Raw genomic sequence first — 19,228 nt, 5'->3', positions numbered from 1 at the left:
GCAGAGCACAGCGCCCTTCATAAAAAAACGGGAGCCATGATGGCTCCCGTTGTCATGCTTTCTCCCGGTTACTTGCGACCGAAGGGCCACCAGGACTTGTCGTTGTCCAGAATGTCGACCCGGGTCTGCTGGACGGCGCCCGGCTGGGCCCCTTTCAGCTTCTCGAGGTTCACGCTGAACTGCTCGGTGGGCTCGACAAACCAGTCATCGATGATCAGCACCTTGACCGACTTGCTGCCCCCCTCGCCCGCGGCCCAGCTCACCGACTGGCCGAGCCAGGGCAGGAAGTCCAGCCCCCAGCGCGCCGTGCTCCCCTCAAGGCTCACCTTGGCACGGGCGGGCTTGCTGAGATCGCCGGTGCGCACCAGGGGGATCTCGGCAAACCACTGCCCCTCGTTCACCGTCAGGGTGGGGTGAGCCAGCGCAATGGTGGACGGCGCCAGCTTGTCCTTAATGGTCACCAGGGTCTGGTGCTGATCCCCCAGGGCCGCGCCGCTCGCATCAAACAGCTCCAGGGTGAATGTCTCGTCCCCTTCGCGCAGGGTGTCGCTCTTCACCGGGATGCTGATGGTCTGGCTGTCGCTCTCGCCCGCCCCCCAGTGCAGGGTGCCGGTGAGGGGTGCCACGTCGTTGGCATCGGCGCTGCCATAGGCAATGCGGTAACCGACGCTGGCCTCCCCATGACTGCCGTCGCTGCGGCTGACGGTCAGGGACAAGGTGCTGCCCTCCTCCACATTCGCGGCGGCGCTCTCGAGGCTCAACACCCCGGCGGGGGGCTGCGGATACTGGATGGCCACCAGCACGGGGTCGTGATCCGAGGCGCTGAAGGGCCCTTCGGATTTCGCCAGCTGGCCGCTGTACTTGCTGCCGTACTCGAAGAAGTTGCTCTCGGCGGAGTTGATGTGCCAATCCTCGATGCCGATCACCTTGGCCGCGAGGCTCGGATTGGCCAGGGCGTGATCCAGGTTGCCGAGCTCTCCCTCATAGCTGTAGGAGTAGGTGTCGGTGCCGTGGAAGCGGGTGTTGAGGTTGATGAACCCATACCCCTTGCCCAGGGCGCTGCCGCTCTCTTCGAAGGGCTGACCCGCCAATGTGGTGAAGGAGGCGCTCATGATCTGGCGCGACTGGGCGGCCGGATCATAGTCGGTCAGCACCCGGATGGGATCCTCCATGCCGTAGGCGTTCATGTCGCCGATAAGCAGCAGATCCCCGCTCACCCCCTTGAGCTGTTCCCCCAGCACCTTGGCGGCGGAGACCCGCAGCGCATTGCAGTGGCCCTGGCCATCCAGCGGATCGGCTGTGGCGTAGTCGGGGTAATCCTCGAAGCAGGCGGAGCCCTTGGACTTGAGGTGGTTGACCACCAGGGTCAGGGGCGCATCCCCCTTGGGCGAGCTGAAGCGCTGTACCAGCGACTCGCGCATCCCCTGGTTGATGGTCACCGGCTTGCCGCTGGCGTCCTGCGCCTCGGCCTGCTGCACCGGCAGCGCGATGAGGCTGGCGGCCCCCTCCGGGGTCACCTTGGCGGGCCGGTAGATGAGCCCCACCGTGATGGCGTCGGTGCCGATGGGCTTGCCATCCGGCGAGGCAATCCAGCGATAGTGATCCGCCTCGTCCGGCTGGGCGGCGTTGAGGGCCCCCACCAGGTTGGCGATGGCGGAGTTGTCGCCATAACCGTTGTTCTCTATCTCCATCAGCCCCACCACGTCGGCATTGAGGCGGATGATGGCGCTGACGATCTTGGTGCGCTGCAGCTCGAACTCCGCCACCGTGAGGGCGCCCCGGTTGCTGCCGGTGGGGTTGGCATCCCCTCCCACGACAGTGGTGAAGAAGTTGAGCACGTTGAAGCTCGCGACCCGCAGATCCCCCGCCTCGGCGAGCTCTGGGGTTTCCACCCGATCCCAGCCGCTGTGATCGATCTGGATTGCGTCGATGCGATTGTTCGCCACCAGCCTGAACAGGTTGTAGGAGTAGCCGAGCGCCCCCTCCAGCCCGTTGAGCCTGTCGCCGATGCGCAGGTAACCGTCCTCGGCGTTGAAGCCGGGGAACCAGGGCAGCACGCCGTCCGGCGCCTTGGCGTCGGTCTCCACCACCAGCTGGTTCTGCTGGTTGCGCAGGGCCCACTGGCTCGCCTCCTCGCTCATGGCGGCAAATTTCTGGGTCGACTTGATGAGCGGCGCGCCATAGGCCAGCACCAGGTTGTTGCGCTTGCCGTCGTAATCGAAGCTGAAGTTGCGGGTCACCACCAGGCTGGATTCGGGCACCAGCCGCACCTGCATCCCCTCGTGACGCTCCAGCAGCTGGCTCAGGCTCTCCCCCGCCACCGGCAGCAGATCCACCGCCGCCGGCACGGCGCCGGCAGGCTGGGTCACCACCAGTTCGTCGGCACTGAGCTGGGTCTGGTTGAAATACTCCTTCACCTTGCCCGAGACGCACACCTCGGCCCCCGGCACTATGGCAGCGTTGGCCTTGGTGCTGTAGACGAAGAGGCCATCGGAGGTGGCCGGATCGCCGTCCCCCTGCACGTCCTGAATGAAGAAGCCCTTGTAGAGGCCGCTCACCACCTGGGTCACCACGCCGCGGGTGGCATAGGCCTGCTCGGACTCGAACTTGCCGGCCGGCACCAGCGGGCTGCTGTTGCCGGGGCCCTGAATGGCGGGCACGGGCACCAACTGATCCACCGGGCAGACAAAGGCGGGCGGCTGGGTGCCATCGCAGGGACCATCGCCACTGCAACCCAGACCGCTGGCGTCATCCTTGAGAGCAGCCACATATTCGAGCGCCGGATCGAAAGGGGCGGTCGCATCGACCCGGCCCGTGGTGACGGTGGCCTTGCGGCGCAGGGTCATGTCCAGGGTCGAGACGCCGCCCGACACCCAGGCCGTGCCCGGATCCACCCCCACCTGGCCGAAGCTGTCCACAAGCTCGCTGCCGCGATAGAGCACCAGGGCGTCGTCACCGTTGAACACCAGGTTGCCGCTGGTCTGATTAGCCTTGGCCAGGATCTCGCTGCTGGCGGAGGGATTGGCCAGCACCAGGCTGGCCCCCGGCGCCAGGGTGCCCTGCAGCGCCAGGCTGTTGGTGGGGGCCTCGGTGAGGGGTTTGCCGTTGGCATAGAGCGCCAGCCGGTATTGGGAGAGATCGATGACGCTGGAGCCCACATTGCTCAGCTCCACCGCCTTGTTATTGCTGGATCCTTCCAGATATTCGCTGATAAGCAGTTGCGCCTGCGCCTGTCCAGCGAGCGCCAGCCCGACGGCCAGCGCCACGAGAGAATGTCTTCCTGACATGGTCAGTTTCCTTTTTTTATTTGCAGTTCGTGTTATTGGCGCCCCGCGCAAGGCGGGCCGCAGCACCTTGTTGCCGGCGAGATCATGACGATTCGGTGCCATGATCCCGCGGCGGGCCTACTCTGCCCCTTTGACGGCGGAGCCGCTGGGAGCTGGCTAACAATGACAACAAAATGTTGCGTGCAGGTGACGGGCAATACCCGAATGGGCAGTGTCCGTCATCGGTGTGCAGGAAATCGTCGCCACCTCTGGCGGTGCCATGCCAGGGGGACTCGACATCGGGCAGAGCCCAGGGTTGAAAGCGCGAGCGGTGCGGCGGCCAGTACCCTGCTCCACACGCGGCAAGATGGGCACCACGGGCCACCCTTTTTCCATGCAAACAGAGAGAGGGCTTCTATTGGAGCAGGGTGTTGTGCCGCGGTGGCATGGGTTCCAGTAGTGACATAAATAACAAAAGAGGGGATGGCACAAAGGTTTGTTGCTTTTGCGCTCGCGAATGGCAATAGTTCTCACTTTCTTTTTTTGACCGTCTCTATTCCCGAGGTGCTACAAGATGTTTCGTCACCCCCTGGCAAAGTTGCTGCTGCTCAGCCAGCTCGTCCTGGCGAGCTGGATGGCGCAGGCCGCCCCCCCCGTTGAAGTGGAAGATGTGATGGGCCGCAAGGTCTCCCTGAGCCTTCCGGCCAGCCGCATCGTGCTCGGTTTCTATCCCGAGGATTACCTGGCCGTGGCCGGTGAAGGGGGCGCCGATCGCCTGGTGGGCATGTCCCGTGGCTGGTTCGTCAAGTCCCGCCCCGCCATCTGGTCTCTCTACGTGGCCAGCCAGCCACAACTGGCCAAAGTGCCGGACCTTGGCAACGTGCAGGATCAGAGCTTCTCCATCGAGAAGACCCTGGCGGTCAAGCCCGATCTGGTGATCCTGGCGAAGTGGCAATACGAGGCCCTGGCCGCGGACCTGCCACGCCTCGAGCAGGCGGGGATCCCGGTGGTGGTCATCGACTACAATGCCCAGACCCTGGCACAGCACATGGCGAGCACCCTGCTGCTCGGCAAGCTGACCGGCCAGGAGGCCCGTGCCCAGAAGATGGCCGACGAGTACAAGGCCAAGATTGACACCATTACCTCGCGCATCGCTGCCGCGAAGCGCACGCCGCCCCGGGTCTATATCGAGCTGGGTGACAAGGGCCCGGCCGAGTACAGCTACACCTATGGCAAGGACATGTGGGGCGCCATGGCCCTGCTGGCGGGCGGTGAGAACGTGGCCGCCCCCTTCGTCGATCGCTGGGGCCCCATCCACCCGGAACAACTGCTGGCGAGCAAGCCCGAGGTGATCCTGATGGCGGGCTACGAGAGCGTGAGCAGTGCTGTCGCCATGCAGGTGGGCCAGGATGTGTCGGCCCAGACGGTACGCCAGCGCCTGCAAGGCTTTGCCGCCCGTCCGGGCTGGCGCGAGCTGCCTGCGGTGCAGCAGGGGCGCCTCTATGCGGTCTACCACGGCGCCACCCGCAGCATCATGGATGCCGCCCTGATCGAGTTCATGGCCAAGGCCCTCTATCCGGATCTCTTCCAGGATCTCGATCCCCTGGCCACCTATCAGGCGTTCTACCAGCACTACCTGCCCATCCGTCCCCAGGGCACCTTTATGCTGGGCATCAAGCAGGGTGACGCAAGCTAACCCTGGCAATTCGGGCGCGGCCCACCTCGGCCGTGCCCTCTTCAGCAACCCTCTTGGATTGTGTGGGCGCCTCTTGTGGCGCCCGTTTCAGGATTGACATCATGAATGATTTGGCTGCCCTGCAGCAGACCCTCGCCCGGCAGCGGCAACGGGAGCGCCGTCGCTGGCACTGGCTGGCGCTGCTCGCCCTGGTCCTGTGCATTACCCTGGTGCTCGACATCGCCACCGGCCCCTCCCTGCTGGCCCTGCACGACGTGATCGATGCCCTGGTTTCCCCCGCCCAGGCCGATCCCATGACCCGCACCATAGTCCACGACATGCGCCTGCCCATCGCCCTCATGGCCCTGGTGGTCGGTGCCTCCCTCGGCCTTGGCGGCGTGCAGATGCAGACCCTGCTGGACAACCCCCTCGCCAGCCCCTACACCCTAGGGCTCGCGGCGGCGGCGGGCCTGGGCGCGGCGCTCGCCCTCTACACCGGCGGCCTCGGGCTCTCCCCCCTGGTGGCCATCCCGGCCGGCGCCTTCATTGTGTGCATGTTTGCCGCCTGCCTGCTGTTTGGGCTGGCCATGATGCGCCATGTCAGCAGCCAGACCCTGATCCTGGCGGGCATCGCCCTGCTGTTCCTGTTCCAGTCCCTGCTCTCCCTGCTGCAGTTCCTCTCCTCCCCCGAGCTCAACCAGCAGATCCTGTTCTGGCTGTTTGGCAGCCTGATGCGCACCACCTGGGACTCCCTGATCATCACCGCCGTCGTCACCCTGATCTGCACCCTGCTCATCTACCGGGATGCCTGGGCCCTCACCAGCCTGCGCCTCGGGGAAGCCCGTGCCCGCAGCCTCGGGGTCAACGTCGACAGGCTGCGCATGAAGACCCTGGTGCTGGTCGCCCTGCTCACCGCCACCGCCACCAGCTTCGTCGGCGTGATCGGCTTCGTCGGCCTGGTGGCCCCCCATATCGCCCGCATGCTGGTGGGGGAAGATCAGCGCTTTTTGATCCCCCTCTCCGCCCTGTGCGGGGCCTGTATGCTCTCGGCGGCCTCGGTGCTCTCCAAGTCCATCATTCCGGGAGCCCTCTTCCCCATCGGCATCGTCACCGCGCTCATTGGCGTGCCCTTCTTCATCTGGTTGATCCTCGGCAGGGGGCGTAAACGTGCTTGAAATATCCCGACTCTCCCTCTCCCTCGGCCAGCAGACCCTGCTGCGGGATCTCAGCCTCACTCTGCATCCGGGTCAGGTCCATGTGATCATCGGCCCGAACGGGACCGGCAAGACCTCCTTGATGCGCACCCTCTTCGGCGAGCTGACCCCGGACAGTGGCGACATCCGCCTCGGGGACCAGAGTGCCCGCCAGATGACGCAGGCCAGGTGGCGCCAGCAGTTTGGCTACATGCCCCAGAACATCCAGCTGGAGCTGGATCTCAGCGTCATCGAGGTGGTGGTGCTCGGGCGCCTCGACAGCCTCTCCATGCGCCTCGCGGACGAGGACATACTGGCGGCCGGCCGCGCCCTGCAGGCGCTCGGCATCGCCCATCTGGCGGATCGCCCCCTCTACTCCCTGAGCGGCGGCCAGCGGCAGATGGTGCTCTTCGCCCAGGTGCTGCTGCGCGATCCCCGCATCATGATGCTGGACGAGCCGGTCAGCGCCCTGGACCTGCACCACCAGATGCAGCTGATGGAGCACCTGTGCCAGCAGACCCGGGCGCAGCAGTGGATCACCCTGGTGGTACTGCACGATCTCAACCTGGCGGCCCAGTTTGCCGATCAGCTGATCGTGCTGGCAGGGGGGGAGCTGCAAGCCTTCGGCCCCCCCGCCCGGGTGCTCGACGCCGCCCTCATCGAGCGCCTCTACCAGGTGCCGGTGGAGATAAGCCACGATCAGCGCGGCATCCCCTTCCTCAGAACCCTGCGAAAGACGTCATGACACGGCTCTGCATGACCCCGGCGACCTCCTCCCGACACGGTGGCGGGAGGCGACCATGAACGGCGCCTCCTACTGGCGGGACTGGCAGGGTATGAGCCCGGCCGCCCGCCTGCTCATCACCAACGGGCTGGCCTTCAACCTCGGCTTCTACATGATGATGCCCTTCCTCGCCCAGCACATGGGCAGCGGCCTGGGCCTGGCCGGCTGGGCCTGTGGCCTGGTCATGGGGATGCGGGTCTTCAGCCAGCAGGGGCTGTTCCTGTTGGGCGGCACCCTTGGGGATCGCATCGGCTATCACCCCGCCATCGTCTGGGGCTGCCTGGTGCGCTCCATAGGCTTCGTGCTGCTGGGCTGGGCCGAGTCCCTGCCCATACTGCTGCTGGCCGCCGCCCTCACCGGCTTTGCGGGGGCCCTGTTCACCCCCTGCGCCCAGGCCTACCTTGCCAGCGAATGCCACAATCCGAGCCAGCGTCAGCGCGCCTTCGCCCTGCACAATCTGGCCAGCGAGGCGGGCATGCTGCTCGGCCCCCTGGTCGGCCTCGCCTTGACCCAGCAGAGCTACACCCTGACGGGGATCCTGGCAGCGAGCCTCTTCGCCCTGCTCGGGGTGCTGCAATACCGGGGGCTGCCCAAACGCCCGGTAAGCAGCCAGAGCCCCCGCGGCGCCATCTTGCGCCAATGGGGGGAGATAGTGCGCCAGCGCCCCTTTATGGGGTTCACCCTGCTGGCGGGCAGCTACCAGATCCTGTTCCACCAGCTCTACCTCGCCCTGCCCGCCCATATCCAGAGCCTGCCGGACGCCACCCAGCTGCTCGGCGGCGTCTTCACCCTCTCGGCGGTGATCGGCGTCCTGCTCCAGCTCCCGGCCTCGCGCCTAGTGGAGCGCCGCCTGGGGGTGCCGCTCGCCATGGGGCTGGGGATAGGCATGATGGGCCTGAGCTATCTCGCCCTGCCCCTGCTCTCCCCCTGGCCGACGGCGGGCGTGTTGACGCAGGTGTCCCTGCTTTCCCTGGGCTCCATCCTCTGCTTCCCGCTCTTCGCCGCCCAGCTGCCCCGCTACGCGCCCCCTGAGCAGCTCGGCAGCTACTACGGCTTCTATGCCAGCGCCGGGGGCTGCATGGCGCTCGTTGGCAACCTGCTGATCGGTTTTATGCTGGGGGACGCGGGCAGCCGCCCCGCCACCGCCATCTGGTGGCTGCTGGCCCTCGCCGGCCTGCTGGCGGGGGTTGGCCTCTATACCCAGTTGCGCAAGGATGGCCAGGTTCAACCTGCTCCCCATCAATAAACAGGGCGGCCAAGGCCGCCCTGTTTTATTCCCTTTCCCCCCTTCCACTCTCTGCCTTATCCGGCTAACCAGAACCTGCTTCAAGACCTTGCCAGATAAGCGAGCAAGCCGGGCAGCGCTCGATAATCGAAGCGAAATCGGACATTCGCGATGGCGATAAAAAGGACGCCATCAGGCGTCCTTGAAGGTGAAGAGCGAACCGGGTCAACTCCCCAGATGCAGCGCCAACCAGACCGCCAGCGGGATCACCACTATCGAGAGCGCGTTGCCGCCGAGCACTATGCTGGCCACCTTGTCGGGCTGGCACTGGTACTGCTCGCACAGGATGTAATTCAATACCGCCGGGGGCAGTGCCACCGAGAGTGTCAGCAGCGGGATCCAGGCAGGCTCCAGGGGCAGCAGCCAGACGGCGAGCCCAAGGGAGAGGCCCCCCGCCAGCAGATAGAGCAGGTTGCACTTGAGCGCGAGCCCCAGATGACCCAGCTCCCCTTCCATCAGCCGAACCCCCAAGGCAAACAGCATCAGGGGCACCGCTATCTGGCCGAGCAGGGAGGTGCTGGTCACCAGGTATTCCGGCAGCGGGATATGCAGGTTGGCCACCAGCAGGCCGGCGAAGGCGGCCCAGAGCACCGGGCTTTTCAGCCAGCCCCAGCGGGAGCTGCTGGCCGAGAGGATAAACATGCCCACCGTGAAGTGGAGCAGGTTGGAGAGCACGAACAGGATGACGATGGCGCCGAGCTGCTGCTCGCCAAAGGCGAGCACCATCAGCGGAATGCCGAGGTTGCCCGTGTTGCGAAACATGGCGGGCAGGATCAGGGCTGCCCGCGCTATCTCCTTGAGCCTGAGCAGGGCAAGCAGCAGGCCGGGGAGCAAAATCACCAGGGCGCCGGCCGCGACAAGCGGCAGGTGCGCCGCCAGATCCAGCGGGTATTTCACCAGGGCCGAGAAGACCAGCGCCGGGGTAAAGAGCTCGATATTGGCCCGGTTGATGTAACCCAGGTCGCCACCCGGTCGCAGCCGCCCATAGAGGGCGCCGAGGCCCGCCACCGCAAACACCGGGATGACGATATTGAGCAGGGCACTGAACATGGGGGCTCCCGATCAGAGTTCGCGGGCCGGACGTCCCATCAACACCACGGGATCCAGGGTGACCTCCTGGCTGCCGTTGCTGACCCAGAGCTGGCCGTCGGAGATGGTGCAGGTGAGCTGCATGGTGCGCTCCACCATGGCCGCCAGCGGCAGGGTCTGGCTGTCGGAGAGCTCGATGATGCTCAGGTTGTCGTGCAGACCGAGCTTGCCCTGGTTCTGCTTCCACCAGACGCTGGTGCCACGGCCGCCGTAGAGGTAGAGCACCACCTGGCGGGAACGGTTGCACGCCTTCTTGAGGCGCTTCTCGTCCGGCTGGCCCAGCTCAATCCAGAGTTCAATCTCGTCGGAGTAGTTCTTGCGCCAGAGCTCGGGTTCGTCGTCGGCAGAGAGCCCCTTGGTGAACTCCAGCCGCTCGGCGGCATGCCAGGCGAAGGCCGCAAGGCGGATCATCATGCGCTCGTCGGTCTCGGAGGGGTGACGGGCCAGGGTGAGGGAGAAGTCCTGATAGAGATTGCGATCCATGTCAGACAAGCTGATCTGGGCCTTGAAGATGGTTGCCTTGAGCGCCATAGAAGTCGTGAACACCTGATAAAAGAAAAAGGGGCGAACATGCCGGGCGTCAGTGTAATCAAAATGGCCGCCGGGTTCGACCGTCTTGCGCTCCCTTTACCCTATCAGGGGCGGGATAAGTGCTTCAGGAGACACAAAAAACAAATGCCAGTCGTGAGACTGGCATTTGGCGGCATGAACGAGAGTGACTCACTTCTCGGCGGACTTGACCCCGAAGGCATTGAGCAGCAGGCAGCAGGTGACTGCCACAGCCACGAAGCCACTCAGAAAGATAAAGGGCATGGCCCCGTATCCCAATATGTTCCAGATGGTTTGTTCGAGCAGACTCATAGTGTGTCCTTCATCCAGTGAAATGGGTGTCCCTTTCGCGACGGGGTAGTCCCCGCTCCTGATAAGGCTATTTGACCTCAACCCGCGCCTGAGTCCTATGCCACCAAAGTAATAAATGGGGCACCAGTTTGCGCCAGATCAATAATTTAGCCCCTTGTCACCCCGTTTTCCGCTCCCCGAGGCCCCTGGCTTGGACAAGAAAGGCGGGGCGACCCAGGGCCGCCCCGCCTGTTTGTCACGCAGACGCCTCAGCCGTAGAAGCGCTGCTGCTCCGCCGCCATCGCCTTGAGCCGCGCACAGGGGGCAAAGCGGTCGCCAAAGCGCTTCTGATGGTGCTCGAGGCGCCCCACCAGGTAGTCGATGCCGAGGCTGTCCATGTAGCGGAACGGGCCGCCCAGGAACGGCGGGAAGCCGATGCCGAAGATGGCGCCGATGTCGCCGTCCCGGGCCGAGGCCACCACGCCGCTGTCGAGCGCCATGGCCGCCTCGTTGAGCATCAGCAGCACGCAGCGCTCGGCGATCTCCTGCCTGGCCAGCCTGGCCTGGGGCTTGACGCCGAGCACGTCGTAGACGCTCGCGTCCACCGTCTTCTTGCCCTCCTTGCCGGTGAGCCGGTTGCGCGGCGCCGCCTTGCCATAGAGGTAGAAGCCCTTGCCGTTCTTGCGCCCCTTGCGATCGTCTTCCAGCAGCTTGTCAAACGCCTTGGGGGCCTGGAACTGCTCGCCACCCAGCTCCTTTTCGAGGATGGGGGAGATCTTGGCCCCCACGTCGATCCCCACCTCGTCCAGCAGGGTGATGGGGCCCACCGGGAAGCCGAAGTCCAGCAGGGCGCCGTCCAGCACCTCCACCGGCTCCCCTTCCAGCACCAGGCGGGCCGCCTCGTTCATGTAGGGTGCCAGGATGCGGTTGACGTAGAAACCCGCCTCGTCCTTCACGACGATGGGGGTCTTGCCCTGGGCCCGGGCGAACGCCAGGGTGGTGGCCACCGTCTCGGCGCTGGTACCCGCGTGGGGAATGATCTCGGCGAGCGGCATCTTGTCCACCGGGCTGAAGTAGTGCAGCCCCACCACCCGCTCCGGATGCGTCGCCGCCGAGGCGATCTGGTGGATGGGCAGGGAGGAGGTGTTGGAGGCAAACACCGTGTGCTCAGCGCACTCGCGCTCCACGTCCTGCACCATCCGGTGCTTGAGATCGATATCCTCGAACACCGCCTCCACCACCATGTCGACCCGGTGGAAGCCGGAGTAGTCCAGGGTGCCGGTGAGCAGGCTCATCTGTTTCTCCAGTTCGCTGCGCAGCAGTTGGCGACGCTTGAGCTTCCTCGCGAGGATGTCGTAGCTGTAGCGCATGGCGTTGCCGATGCCGCTGCTCGCCACATCCTTGATCCGCACCGGCACTCTCGCCTTGGTGGCGGTGACGAAGGCGATGCCGCCCCCCATCAGGCCGCCCCCCAGCACGGCCGCATGGGCCACCTTGCGGGGCTCGGCCCCCTGATAGCTCACCTCTTTCTTCATCTCTGTGGTGGCGAAGAAAATAGAGCGCAGGGCGGCGGATTCCGGCGTCATCACCAGCTCGCCGAAGTGGCGGGCCTCGGCCAGCAGGCCGGCCTGCATCCCCTCCTCCACACCGATGCGCACCACCTCGATGATGCGCTCAGGGGCCGGGTAGTTGCCCCGGGTCTTCGCCTTCACCCCCTTGCGGGCCTGATCGAACAGCACCTTGCGCCCGAGCGCGTTGGTCTCCAGCACCTTGCCCTGCAGATCCCGCTTCAGGCGGTGGCGCGGCTTGCCCTTCTTGGCGAGCTTGATGGCGGCTTCCAGCAAAATGGAGGTGGGCACCATGTCATCCACCAGCCCGAGTTTCTTGGCCTGCTTGGCCCGCACCTGCTTGCCGGTCAGCATCAGATCCAGCGCCTTGGCCACCCCGATGAGGCGTGGCAGACGCTGGGTGCCGCCGGAGCCCGGCAGCAGGCCGAGCTGCACTTCCGGCAGCCCCAGCACGGTTTTAGCGTGATTGGTCACCACCCGGCCATGGCAGGCGAGCGCCAGCTCCAGCCCGCCGCCGAGGCAGGGGCCGTGGATGGCGGCAATCACCGGTATGCCCAGGGATTCGATCTCGGCGAACACTTCCTGCCCGGCCCGGGAGAGCGATTCGGCGTCCTGGGCGCTGGTGCAGGCTGCCAGCATGGCGATGTCGGCCCCCGCGATGAAGGAGTCCTTCTTGCCGGAGACGATCACCAGACCGATCAGATCCCCGTTCCCCCGCACCTCGGCCAGCAGGTGGCGGATCTCGTCCGCAAAGGAGGCCTTCAGGGTGTTCATGCTCTCACCGGGCACATCCATGGTGAGGATGCCGATGCCGTCTTTGCGAATCTCCAGGGAAAAAGTCTTCTCGTTCATCATTCCACCTCCAGCACCATGGCCACACCCAGCCCGCCCGCCGCACAGGCGGTGTTGAGCCCCAGTCCCCCACCCCGGCGCCGCAGTTCGTGCAGGGTCTGGGTGATCATGCGCGCCCCGGTGGCGGCAAAGGGGTGTCCGTAGGCCAAAGAGCCGCCGAGCACGTTGAACTTCTCCATGTCCACCTCGCCGATGGCCTGATCCCGGCCCAGCTTGTCACGGGCGAATTCTCTGCTTGCAAACATCTTGAGGTTGGCCAGGGTCTGGGCGGCGAAGGCCTCGTGCATGTCGATCAGGGTCAGATCCCCAAGGGTGATGCCGGCGCGGTCCAGCGCCAGCGGCGTGGCGTAGGAGGGGCCCATCAGCATGTCCTGCCACACGTCGATGGCGGAGAACGCGAAGCTGCGGATGTAACCCAGCGGCCCCAGACCCAGCTCGCGGGCACGCCCTTCACGCATCATCAGCACGGCGGCGGCACCGTCGGTGAGCGGAGTGGCGTTGGCGGCGGTCACCGAGCCGTGAGCCCGGTCAAACACCGGCTTGAGCTTGGCGTAGCTCGCCAGATCCGAGCTTTCGCGGATGTTGTTGTCCCGCTCCAGCGGCGACTTGTAGGGGGGCACGTGGGCGGTGAACACCTCGCCGCTCAATTTGCCCTGTGCCCAGGCTTCGGCCGCCAGGGTGTGGGAGCGGTGGGCCAGCGCATCTTGCGCCTCGCGGCTGATCTGATGGGTCTTGGCCATCTGCTCGGCGGTCTGCCCCATGGAGAGACCGGTGGAGTACTCGGCCACGGCAGGGGGCACCGGCAGCAGATCCTTCAGACGCAGGCGACGCAGAATATTGAAACGCTGCTGAAGGTTGCGCGCCTTGTTGAGATCCACCAGGGCGCGGGCCAGAGACTTGCTGACCCCGATGGGCAGTACGGAAGAGGAGTCGGCACCGCCGGCGATGGCGATGTCCACCGTGCCGGCCATGATGGACTCGGTGACGTTGGCCACCGCCTGGAAACTGGTGGCGCAGGCGCGCGACACGCTATAGGCATCGGTGCTGACGCTCATGCCGGTGCCGAGCACTATCTCGCGAGCGATGTTCGGCGCTTCCGGCATCTGCACCACCTGGCCGAACACCAGTTGGTCGATGAGCATGGGATCGAGATCGGTGCGAGCGAGCATCTCGCTCACCACCAGTTTGCCGAGATCCACCGCAGGCACGCCGTGAAAAGCGGTGGCCTGCTTGGCAAAGGGGGTGCGCAGACCCGCCACGACGGCTATCCGTTCGCCCTGGCGAGTCGTCAGTTTCAATGGCTGTTTCATCCTGGCTCCTTGGGTTGAAAAGGCAGAGGTCAGACCTCATTGCGCCACATCTTAACAATCCACTCACAACTTTCATACAGCTGATTGAAACTAAATTGTCCCCATCTTGCCACCCTCCCTCGCCCTTGCGGGCCAACTGGGGTATAAAAAGATCAACTTCCATAAAAACAACGGGTTTATCGCATGGCAGCGGCCGAGTTCAGAGCACTTGGAGACCATCTGGGCAGCCAGATCCTGGGACAGGGGCCCCTCATCGAGGGGCTCTTGATCGCCCTGTTATGTGAAGGACATGTGCTGATCGAGGGGGCGCCTGGCCTCGCCAAGACCCGGGCCGTCAAGGCGCTGGCCGGGGCGGTGGAGGGTCGCTTCGCCCGCATCCAGTTCACCCCGGATCTGCTCCCTGCCGATCTCACCGGCAGCGAGGTGTTCCATCCCCAGGATGCCAGCTTCGTGTTTCAACCCGGCCCCCTCTTCAACCACCTGGTGCTGGCGGACGAGATCAACCGGGCCCCGGCCAAGGTGCAGTCCGCCCTGCTGGAGGCCATGGCCGAGCACCAGATCACCGTGGGCAAGAAGAGCTGGCGCCTGCCGCCGCTCTTTATGGTGGCCGCCACCCAGAACCCCATAGAACAAGAGGGCACCTACCCCCTGCCGGAGGCCCAGCTCGACCGCTTCCTGCTCAAGCTGCTGGTGGACTACCCCAGCCCCGCCATGGAGCTCGCCATCCTCCAGCTCAACGCCCGGGGCGACGCCCTGCCGCCACCACCATTGACCCTGAGCCAGGCCGATCTGCTCTCGGCCCGCACCGCGGTGCAGGCCGTGCAGATGCAGGGGCGCCTCGAGCACTACCTGGTGCAGCTGGTCTGCGCCACCCGCCCAGGCTGCGGCCTGTGCCCCGAGCTCGAACCCCTTGTCGCTGTGGGAGCCAGCCCCAGGGCCAGCATCGGATTGGCCCGCGCCGCCCGTGCCCGCGCCTGGCTTGCGGGGCGTGACTTCGTGCTGCCCGAGGACATCCAGCTGCTGGCCCCCGCCGTGCTGCGCCACCGCCTCATCCCCAGCTACCAGGCCCTGGCGGACAACCTGGACAACGAGGCGCTGATCGCCCTGCTGCTGGATGCCGTTCCATGCCCCTGAGCCTTCGTCAGCCCATGGTCTCCTCGCCCCCGAGGCCCCGGCAGTCATGACCCGTGCCGCCGAGCCCCGGGATCACCCCGACATCGCCCTCACCCTCGACCGCCTGCTGGCGGTGCGGCTCTGGGCGCGGCAGGGCGAGCGGGCCCGCATTCACCAGGCGCGCCAGGGACGCGTCAGGCGCCAACCTGGCCTGAGCTTTCGCGAGCTGCGCCTCTATCAGGCCGGAGACGAGGTGCGCCACATCGACTGGCGGGTCACCGCCCGCCTCGGCCGCCCCCCCCCCCGCCTCTACGGGGAGGAGCAGGAGCAGGCCCACTGGTTGCTGCTGGATCTCTCCCCGGCCATGTACTTCGGTTCCCGCGCCCAGCTCAAGGCCCGCCTCGGCTGCGAGCTCGCGGCCGCCCTGCTCTGGCAGGGGGAGAAGCAGGCCAACACCCTGATCTGTCACGGCATGGACACCCGTTCCCTGCACCAGCGCGGCCCCCTCATCCCCTTGCTGGAGGCGCTCTGCCACCACTACGAGGCGGGGCTGGATCGCGCCCCCCAGCCCCAACTCCTGGCCCAGACCCTGGCGCGGCTCACCCTGCCCCATGGCGCCAGGCTGACCCTGATAAGCCACCACCAGGCGCCGGACAAGACGCTGTGCCAGCAGTTGCAGCGCCTTCGCCTGCGCCACGACATCCACTACTGGCAGATCCGGGACCCCCTGGAGGCGGCCCTGCCCGATCAGGGGAAACTGGCGGTGCAATCGGGCAGGCGCAGCGGCTGGCTCGATGGGGGGCAACCCCGCTTTCGCGCACGCTATCAGGCAGCGGCCGACGAACAGGCGGCGGCCAGCCAGCAGCAACTGCTGCCCCTGGTGACACGCCTCTACCGCCTCGACAACGGCGCATCGCTGCAACGCCAGTGGCAGGAGGGTGGATGCCGTCTGTTCTGAACGCCGCCCCCGGGAGCGGGCCGACTTCCCCGTCGACCCCCTTGCAGGGGATCCAGGCCCAGCTTCGCGACATCCATCCGGGGCCGTCCCTCGAGACCGAGCTCGATCCCCGCCTGCCTGCCCTGGGGTGGCTTATGATCGCGGCCATCGCCGCCTGGCTGATCTGGGCCACGGTGCTCACCCTGTGGCGCCAGCGCCGCTGGGCGCGCCAGATCGAGTGGCAGGCCGACGATCTCGTGCCAAGGCTGCACGAGACGCTGCGGGAGGCGGCCATGGCCCGCTGGCCCGAGGCGGCCTCCCTGCAGGGAGAGGACTGGCTCGCCTGGCTCGACGAGAAGGGCGGCGGCGATTTTGGCCAGTTTGCCTCCCAGTGGCCCCGCTGGCTCTATGGCTCACAGAGGCCCAACGAGGGACAACGGGCAAGGCTGCGCCGCGCTTACCTCAGCTGGGGGCGCCGCTGCGTCAGCAGGCCGGGGCTGCCGTCACTGAGACGGGACGCAGGACGCGCCCGGAGGGTGCCATGATCCTCGCCTGGCCCTGGTTCGCCCTCGCCCTGGTCCTGCCGCTGCTGGTGCGCTTCGGCCTGCCGCCCCTGGCAGGGGGAGGCCGCGCCAGGCTCTCCCATATCGGTTTTCCCCTGCTCCAGCCCCAGGCGGGGCAGCCGTTCTGGCGCATGGCGCTCTGCTGGTGCGCCCTGGTGCTGGCCCTGTGCCGCCCCCAGTGGCAGGAGGCCCCCGTCATCCACTACCATAGCAGCCGGGATCTCATCCTGGCGGTGGATCTCTCCGACAGCATGCGCACCCAGGACATGCTGGACGAGGGGGAGCAGAAAGACAGGCTGGCCGCGGTGCGCCAGCAGATCGACGGGCTCATCGCCGCGCGGCCTGGCGATCGCATCGCCCTCATCGTCTTCGCCGATCACGCCTATCTGCTCTCCCCCCTGACCCAGGAGACCGGGGCCCTGCTCGCCCTCACCCGCGAGCTCGACTTCGATCTGGCAGGGCGCACCACGGCCCTCGGCGAAGCCCTGCTGCTGGCCCGCCAGCACGCCGACCCCACACGCCCCACCGCCCTGCTGCTGGTGACTGACGGGCGCAACACCTCGGGCAACGCGGATCCCCTGACCGAGGCCAGACTGGCCGCGGCCGCCGGCATCCGCCTCTATACCCTGGGGGTGGGCGCCGATCCCGACACCTTTGCCGCTCCCGCAGGGGACGCCGATCCCAGCGCCGAGCTGGATGAAGCCCTGCTGCAGCAGCTGGCCCGGCTGGGGCAGGGCCGCTATTTTCGCGCCCGCAACCAGGGGGAGCTGACCGCCATCAACCAGGCCCTCGACGCCCTAGAGCCCGCCGCCCGTCCCCAGATCCTCTATCGACCCCGCCAGGAGCTCTACCCCTGGCCACTGGCCCTGGCCTGGCTGCTGCTGGCTTGGCCCGCCCGCTGGCCGGGGCGTCTGCGTCCGACACAGGAGTGGCCCCATGGGTGATCATGCCCCCCGGAGGGCCCCCTGATGGAATTCACCCTGCTGCGCCCGCTCTGGCTGCTGGCACTGCTCCCCTGGCTCTGGCAGGGGTGGCGGCGCCGTCGCTCGCCCGAGTTGCTCTCCCCCGCCATGCAGGCCTATCTGCTGCCGGCCCGGCGCCGGTCCATTCCCTGGCTCTGGCTCGCCTGTCTGCCGGTGATCCTGGCGCTCTCGGGCCCCGCCCTGCGCCAGCAGAGCCTCGCCATCCAGAGCCCGGCCCTGGATCTCTGGCTGCTGGATCTCTCCGACTCCATGCAGGCGCAGGATCTGCCGCCGGACAGGGCGACCCGGGTACGGCTGCAACTGCGGGAGATGCTGGCGGCCACCGACACCCGGCAGGCACCCCATCCCCTCGGCCTCATCCTGTTTGCCGGAGATGCCTACCTCGCCATGCCGCCGACCCGGGATCATCAGGCCGTCGCCCTGCTGCTGCCGGACCTGCGCCCGGCCATCATGCCCATTCAGGGCAGCGCCCCCGAGCGGGCCGTGGCCCTGGCCCTCGCACAGATCCCCCCAGGCCAGTCCGCCCGCCTGCTCCTCGTCACCGACGGCCTGTCGCAGACCCAGCGCGAACGCATCGCCGCCCTCTGGCCCTGTCTGGACGACCTCTTCTGCCCCCAGGGAACCTCCCCCCGCCTCGACATTCTGCTGGCCAGCGGCGGCCAGGAGACACAGCTGCCCGCCGCCGAGCACAGGCAGCTCGGAAGCCCTACCCTGCCGGCCCCCGACGCGGCGGCCATGGCGCGGCTCGCGGCCAGCACTGGGGGGACGCTGCAGTGGCTGCAGACAGGCCTGCCCCGCTTCGCCCCCCTGCCCATGAGCCAGACCCTCACCCAGGTGCAGTCCCGGGATCTCGGCCCCTGGCTGCTGATCCCCCTGCTGCCCCTGGCGCTGCTGGCGCGCATCGGCGCCCACTGGCTGATCGTGCTCATGGCCATCGGCCTCTGCCCACCTCCCCTGCAGGCGGCTGGCTCCTGGCAGGACCAGCAAGGCTGGCGCGCCTTCCAGCAGGGCCGCTATCAGGAAGCGGCCAGGACCTTCCAGGATCCCGTCTGGCAAGGCAACGCCTGGTACAGGGCCGGCGACCATGCCAGGGCCGTAGCCGCCTATGGCCGCGCCGACAGCGCCACCGCCCATTACAACCGCGGCAATGCCCTGGTCTGGCTCGGGGATCTCGCGGCCGCCGAGCAGGCCTATCTGGCCGCCCTCAAGCGGGAGCCTGGCCATCAGGATGCCCTGCACAACCTGGCCCTGCTGCGGGCCGGCGCCCCCCAGGCAGCCCCCCAGGCACAGCCCGCCGATCCCGGCGAGCGTTCCGACCCTTCGAACGCATCGGATACCCCTCGCCCTCCTGCCCCCCCCGTGCTGCTGCTGGAGCAGCGCCTGCGCAAGGAGGCACAGCGCCGCCCCCTTCTCAAGGTGGAGGCGCCCTGGTGATCCCCTGCGTTCGCTCATGCCTCTCATCTGTCCACGCCTGGACCGGCTGGCTGCTGGTTGTCCTCCTGCTGGCCTTGCCGGCACAAGCCGCGCCCCCTCGCGTCGAGCTGCTGCCGGGGGCAAAGGAGAGCGACTGGCTGCTCATCGTCGAAGCCGACGGAGAGCGGCGCGATGACGAGCTCGACCTGCGCCCCCTGCTGCGCCAGTTTGCGGTGGGCCGGGTCAGCATCAGCCGCGTCCATACCCAGACCCGCCGCCTGACCCGCTGGCAGATCCCCCTGCACCTGCTGGACACCAGCCCGCGCCTCGTGCCCCCCCTGCCCCTCGGAACCGAAT

General features: G+C 66.9%; 15 protein-coding genes and 1 pseudogene. 10 read left to right on the top strand and 6 right to left on the bottom strand.

Going from position 1 to position 19,228, the window contains the following annotated elements:
• Positions 1-68: 68 nt before the first annotated feature.
• Complete coding sequence (locus BN1132_RS10850) at positions 69-3,287, bottom strand: ExeM/NucH family extracellular endonuclease (protein ID WP_042077492.1); 3,219 nt, start codon at positions 3,285-3,287, stop codon at positions 69-71.
• Between the two features lie 553 nt (positions 3,288-3,840).
• On the opposite strand from BN1132_RS10850, the gene BN1132_RS10845 reads away from it, so the two are divergent.
• The 4 genes from BN1132_RS10845 (at position 3,841) to BN1132_RS10830 (ending at position 8,164) form a co-directional block, all read left to right on the top strand.
• Positions 3,841-4,962 carry an ABC transporter substrate-binding protein gene (locus BN1132_RS10845; protein ID WP_042077490.1) on the top strand — a complete coding sequence of 374 codons (1,122 nt, stop codon included), beginning with the start codon at positions 3,841-3,843 and terminating at the stop codon, positions 4,960-4,962.
• Between the two features lie 101 nt (positions 4,963-5,063).
• On the top strand, positions 5,064-6,116 hold the full coding sequence (locus BN1132_RS10840; protein WP_042077489.1) for a FecCD family ABC transporter permease: 1,053 nt from the start codon (positions 5,064-5,066) through the stop codon (positions 6,114-6,116).
• Positions 6,109-6,879 carry an ABC transporter ATP-binding protein gene (locus BN1132_RS10835; RefSeq protein ID WP_042077488.1) on the top strand — a complete coding sequence of 257 codons (771 nt, stop codon included), beginning with the start codon at positions 6,109-6,111 and terminating at the stop codon, positions 6,877-6,879. The genes BN1132_RS10840 and BN1132_RS10835 overlap by 8 nt, the downstream gene beginning before the upstream one ends.
• A gap of 55 nt (positions 6,880-6,934) precedes the next feature.
• Positions 6,935-8,164 carry an MFS transporter gene (locus BN1132_RS10830; protein WP_042077487.1) on the top strand — a complete coding sequence of 410 codons (1,230 nt, stop codon included), beginning with the start codon at positions 6,935-6,937 and terminating at the stop codon, positions 8,162-8,164.
• A 204-nt stretch (positions 8,165-8,368) separates the two neighbouring features.
• Here the strand turns inward: BN1132_RS10830 and BN1132_RS10825 are convergent, their stop codons facing one another.
• The 5 genes from BN1132_RS10825 to fadI all read right to left on the bottom strand — a co-directional run bounded on the left by BN1132_RS10825 (position 8,369) and on the right by fadI (position 13,862).
• Positions 8,369-9,253, bottom strand: a complete 885-nt coding sequence (locus tag BN1132_RS10825) for an AEC family transporter (protein ID WP_042077486.1) — start codon at positions 9,251-9,253, stop codon at positions 8,369-8,371.
• Positions 9,254-9,265: 12 nt separating this feature from the next.
• Positions 9,266-9,823 (bottom strand): YaeQ family protein, encoded by a 558-nt coding sequence (locus tag BN1132_RS10820; RefSeq protein WP_042077484.1) that lies wholly within the window; start codon positions 9,821-9,823, stop codon positions 9,266-9,268.
• Positions 9,824-10,012: 189 nt separating this feature from the next.
• Positions 10,013-10,153: a TIGR02808 family protein gene (locus BN1132_RS19590; protein WP_005325161.1), complete on the bottom strand. Its 141-nt coding sequence runs from the start codon at positions 10,151-10,153 to the stop codon at positions 10,013-10,015.
• A 248-nt stretch (positions 10,154-10,401) separates the two neighbouring features.
• A complete protein-coding gene (gene fadJ / locus BN1132_RS10815; RefSeq protein WP_042077482.1) occupies positions 10,402-12,552 on the bottom strand; it encodes a fatty acid oxidation complex subunit alpha FadJ in 2,151 nt (716 codons plus the stop codon).
• Positions 12,552-13,862 (bottom strand): acetyl-CoA C-acyltransferase FadI, encoded by a 1,311-nt coding sequence (gene fadI / locus BN1132_RS10810; protein WP_042077480.1) that lies wholly within the window; start codon positions 13,860-13,862, stop codon positions 12,552-12,554. The genes fadJ and fadI overlap by 1 nt, the downstream gene beginning before the upstream one ends.
• A 183-nt stretch (positions 13,863-14,045) precedes the next feature.
• Here fadI and BN1132_RS10805 point away from each other — a divergent pair, with 183 nt between their 5' ends.
• The 6 genes and pseudogenes from BN1132_RS10805 to BN1132_RS10780 form a co-directional block, all read left to right on the top strand.
• Complete coding sequence (locus BN1132_RS10805) at positions 14,046-14,996, top strand: AAA family ATPase (RefSeq protein ID WP_042077478.1); 951 nt, start codon at positions 14,046-14,048, stop codon at positions 14,994-14,996.
• 46 nt (positions 14,997-15,042) lie between these two features.
• On the top strand, positions 15,043-15,933 hold the full coding sequence (locus tag BN1132_RS10800; RefSeq protein ID WP_042077476.1) for a DUF58 domain-containing protein: 891 nt from the start codon (positions 15,043-15,045) through the stop codon (positions 15,931-15,933).
• Positions 15,918-16,457, top strand: coding sequence for a DUF4381 domain-containing protein (locus tag BN1132_RS10795; RefSeq protein WP_042077474.1), 540 nt, complete (start codon positions 15,918-15,920; stop codon positions 16,455-16,457). The genes BN1132_RS10800 and BN1132_RS10795 overlap by 16 nt, the downstream gene beginning before the upstream one ends.
• Positions 16,454-17,419, top strand: a complete 966-nt coding sequence (locus BN1132_RS10790) for a VWA domain-containing protein (RefSeq protein ID WP_042077472.1) — start codon at positions 16,454-16,456, stop codon at positions 17,417-17,419. The genes BN1132_RS10795 and BN1132_RS10790 overlap by 4 nt, the downstream gene beginning before the upstream one ends.
• 24 nt (positions 17,420-17,443) lie before the next feature.
• Complete coding sequence (locus BN1132_RS10785) at positions 17,444-18,892, top strand: VWA domain-containing protein (RefSeq protein ID WP_042077470.1); 1,449 nt, start codon at positions 17,444-17,446, stop codon at positions 18,890-18,892.
• Positions 18,892-19,228, top strand: a pseudogene (locus BN1132_RS10780) (hypothetical protein); the annotation flags it as partial. The gene BN1132_RS10785 and the pseudogene BN1132_RS10780, both read left to right, overlap by 1 nt.

Origin of the sequence: Aeromonas sanarellii (assembly GCF_000820085.1) — a bacterium.
GTDB classification, from domain to species: domain Bacteria; phylum Pseudomonadota; class Gammaproteobacteria; order Enterobacterales; family Aeromonadaceae; genus Aeromonas; species Aeromonas sanarellii.
This window is presented reverse-complemented; position numbering and strand designations above follow the sequence as displayed.